The sequence below is a fragment of the Thauera linaloolentis 47Lol = DSM 12138 genome, from assembly GCF_000310205.1.
Classification (GTDB): Bacteria; Pseudomonadota; Gammaproteobacteria; order Burkholderiales; family Rhodocyclaceae; genus Thauera; species Thauera linaloolentis.
This window is the reverse complement of the sequence record NZ_AMXE01000159.1, coordinates 1-2,958: the sequence shown is the minus strand read 5'-3', so window position 1 is coordinate 2,958 and position 2,958 is coordinate 1. Positions and strand designations below refer to the sequence as shown.

The 2,958-nt window shown below is 71.9% G+C and carries 4 protein-coding genes; 2 read left to right on the top strand and 2 right to left on the bottom strand.

Translation table 11 applies throughout. The annotated features are described in order from the left end of the window. Together C666_RS18835 and C666_RS18830 are read left to right on the top strand one after the other, a co-directional pair. Nucleotides 1-911, top strand: a 911-nt coding sequence (locus C666_RS18835) for a heavy metal sensor histidine kinase (RefSeq protein ID WP_004349083.1), incomplete at its 5' end; no start/stop codon positions are given. After that, on the top strand, nt 911-1,372 hold the full coding sequence (locus C666_RS18830) for a DUF411 domain-containing protein (protein ID WP_004349082.1): 462 nt from the start codon (nt 911-913) through the stop codon (nt 1,370-1,372). The genes C666_RS18835 and C666_RS18830, both read left to right, overlap by 1 nt. 44 nt (nt 1,373-1,416) lie before the next feature. On the opposite strand, the gene C666_RS18825 is transcribed toward C666_RS18830, so the two are convergent. Together C666_RS18825 and C666_RS18820 are read right to left on the bottom strand one after the other, a co-directional pair. Next, entirely contained in the window at nt 1,417-2,241 is an 825-nt protein-coding gene (locus tag C666_RS18825; protein ID WP_004349080.1) for a tyrosine-protein phosphatase, read from the bottom strand. Next, nucleotides 2,238-2,958, bottom strand: a 721-nt coding sequence (locus tag C666_RS18820) for an MBL fold metallo-hydrolase (RefSeq protein WP_004349078.1), incomplete at its 5' end; no start/stop codon positions are given. The genes C666_RS18820 and C666_RS18825, both read right to left, overlap by 4 nt.

The window sequence follows — 2,958 nt, the reverse complement described above, 5'->3', positions numbered from 1 at the left end:
TGCTCGGCTGGCTGGCGGCGCACCGCGGGCTGGCGCCGCTGCGGCGGATGACGGCGGCGGCCCGCAAGCTGTCGGCCGACGGCCTGTCCCTGCGCCTGGACGAGGCCGGCGCGCCCGCCGAAGTGCGTGAGTTCGCCGATGCCTTCAACGGCATGCTGGCGCGGCTCGAAGCCTCCTTCACCCGGCTGTCGGACTTCTCCGCCGACATCGCGCACGAACTGCGCACGCCGGTCTCCAACCTGATGACGCAGACCGAAGTGGCACTGTCGCGCGCGCGCAGCAGCGACGAATACCGCGAAGTGCTGGCCTCCAATCTCGAAGAGTTCGAACGCATCGCGCGCATGGTCGGCGACATGCTGTTCCTCGCCCAGGCCGAGAACGGCCGCCTGCCGCGCCCGGTCGAGACGGTACAGCTCGACGACGAGGCGCATGCGCTGGTCGAATTCTACGAAGCGCTGGCCGAGGACCGCCGGGTGGGCATCGTGCTCGAAGGCCGGGCGCGGACCACCGGCGACCGGCTGATGCTGCGGCGCGCGCTGTCGAACCTGCTGTCCAACGCCTTGCGCCACACGCCGGCCGGCGGCACGATCTCGATCGCCATCCACGACGTGGACGAGGACCGGGACGGGCAGGCGCACGGCAAGGTGGAACTGTCGGTATCCAACCCCGGCGAGCCCATTGCACCCGACCAGTTGCAGCGCATCTTCGACCGCTTCCACCGCGCCGGCGGCACCCGCGCCAGCCAGGGCGAAGGCGCCGGCCTCGGGCTGGCGATCACCCGTTCCATCGTGCTCGCCCACGGCGGCGACATCCGCGCCGCCTCGGCAGACGGCATGACCCGCTTCGTCATCACCCTGCCGCGCGCCGCCGACGCGCCCGGCCCCCTTCCATCCCACACCGGAGCCGCCTGATGAAATCCACCCGCCCCGCCCTGATCGCGCTGTTCGGCGCTGCCCTGATCGGCCTGTCCTCGCTCGGCGCCGCAAGCGCCGCCGACAACGACGGCGAAGTCACGATGTTCAAGGACCCCAACTGCGGCTGTTGCGGCAAATGGGCCGAGCACATGCGCGCCAACGGCTTCAGGGTCAAGGAAATCTCCACCCACGAAATGGACATGGTCAAGCGCGAGGCCGGCGTGCCGCGCGCGCTGGGCTCGTGCCACACCGCCAAGGTCGGCGGCTATGTCGTCGAAGGCCACGTACCGGCCGCCGACGTCAAGCGCATGCTGGCCGACAAACCCGCCATCACCGGCCTCTCGGCACCCGGCATGCCGCAGGGCTCGCCCGGCATGGAAGGCCCCTACCCGGCCGACCGCTACGACGTGGTGAGCTTCGACGCGAAAGGCAACACCGGGGTGTTCGCCAGCCACTGAGCCCCTTCACCGTATTCGGCACGCGCCCCCGGGGCTGCGCACCGTCAGCCGGTCAGCAAGCGCGTGCGCAGGCGCTCGCAACGGGCGGGATCCAACCCGCAGGCCGCCTCCAGATAGCGGGCAACCGAACCGAAGCGCCTTGCGGCGCACTCGCAGGCCGCCGTCAGATACTCGGCCTCGACACCGGCAATCGCCCGCAGTGCCGCGCACGCACGGGCGTCGAGCGGCGGCACACCCTGGCCAGCACACCACAGCTTGCGCGCCAACGCCTCGGCAGGCTGGCGCCGGCCACTCAGCAGGTAGTCGTCGAGCACCGTCTCCCACGGCACGCCCAGCGCCAGCAGCAGCATGGCGCAGACAAAGCCGGTGCGGTCCTTGCCGGCGGCGCAATGCACCAGCACGTTCGGCGCCCGGCCGTCGGCCAGCCGTGCAAACAAGGCAGCGAGCAGGCCGGCGTACACCGCCGGCATGGCCAGGTAGGCATCGCGCAGCCAGCGCCGGGCGGTGGCGGCATCGAAGTCCGCTTCGCCCAGCCGGGCCCGCCACGCCGCGGCTTTGACCGCCGCCGGGCCGCCGCCATCGCTGGTGGTCAGCAAGGCCGGCGCCGGCCCGGCGGGCCAGCGGTTGGGGCGCGCCATGCGTTCCCGCGTGCTACGCAGGTCGCACACCAGGCGAATGTCGAGCGCGCGCAGCCGCTCGAGGTCGGCCGCGCTCAGGTCGGACAAGGCATCGGAACGGAACAACACGCCGCGGCGCACGCTGCGCCCGTCGGCCGCGCGGTAGCCGCACAGGCTGCGGAAGTTGGGCGCCCCCTGCAGCCGCGCCAACGGGCCGGTGCCGCCATGATCTGCAACGGTAGTGCTGCTCATGGCGCGGCCCGCCAGACATCCACGCCCGCAGCATCGCGGTCGTGTCGCAGCCGCCCTTCGGCATGCAGAAAGCAGGTATGCGCCAGGGTTTCGGCACAGGCAAACAGGGTCTGCAGTTCGCTCAGGTGACGGGGATACAGCGCCCGCGCCAGGGCGAAGGTGGTCTGCGGTGCGCGGCAGAGGTCGAGCAAGCGCACAAATTTGCGCTGGTGGCGTTCACGCAGCGCCTGGACGCGGGCGCGCACGCCGACGAAGGGGGTTTCGTGCGCGGGCAGCACCAGCACGTCGTCCGGCAGGGCTTCGAGGCGGTCGAGGGTGGCCAGCCAGCCGCGCAGCGGGTCGGCATCCGGCACGGCCACGGGGCAGCCGCCATCGCCCACAACGCCCACCGCACCGGCAACGCCTTCGCCATCGACGCCCATCGCGCCAGGCTCGGCCAGGTCGCCTTCCCAGATGCCGACGACCGGCGAGATGCCGGGCAGCAGTTGGTCGCCGGCAATCAGCATGGTGCGTTCAGCGCAGTACAGGCACACGTGCGCGGGCGAATGCCCGCGCCCGAACAGCACTTGCCAGGCATCGTCGCCGATATGCAGCGTATCGCCGTCGCACAGAAACTCGAAGGCGGCGCGGGGCGGCAGCGGCGCATGAGTGGCGGCCGGCCGCGCGCAGGCCCATTCGACCATCGCCGCCGGCGCCCCGGCGCGCCGCCAGTAAGCC

Bases quoted from the DNA above. Each gene is read 5' to 3' on its own strand.
- C666_RS18825 (WP_004349080.1), bottom strand. From the start codon at position 2,241: ATGAGCAGCACTACCGTTGCAGATCATGGCGGCACCGGCCCGTTGGCG.
- C666_RS18830 (WP_004349082.1), top strand. From the start codon at position 911: ATGAAATCCACCCGCCCCGCCCTGATCGCGCTGTTCGGCGCTGCCCTG.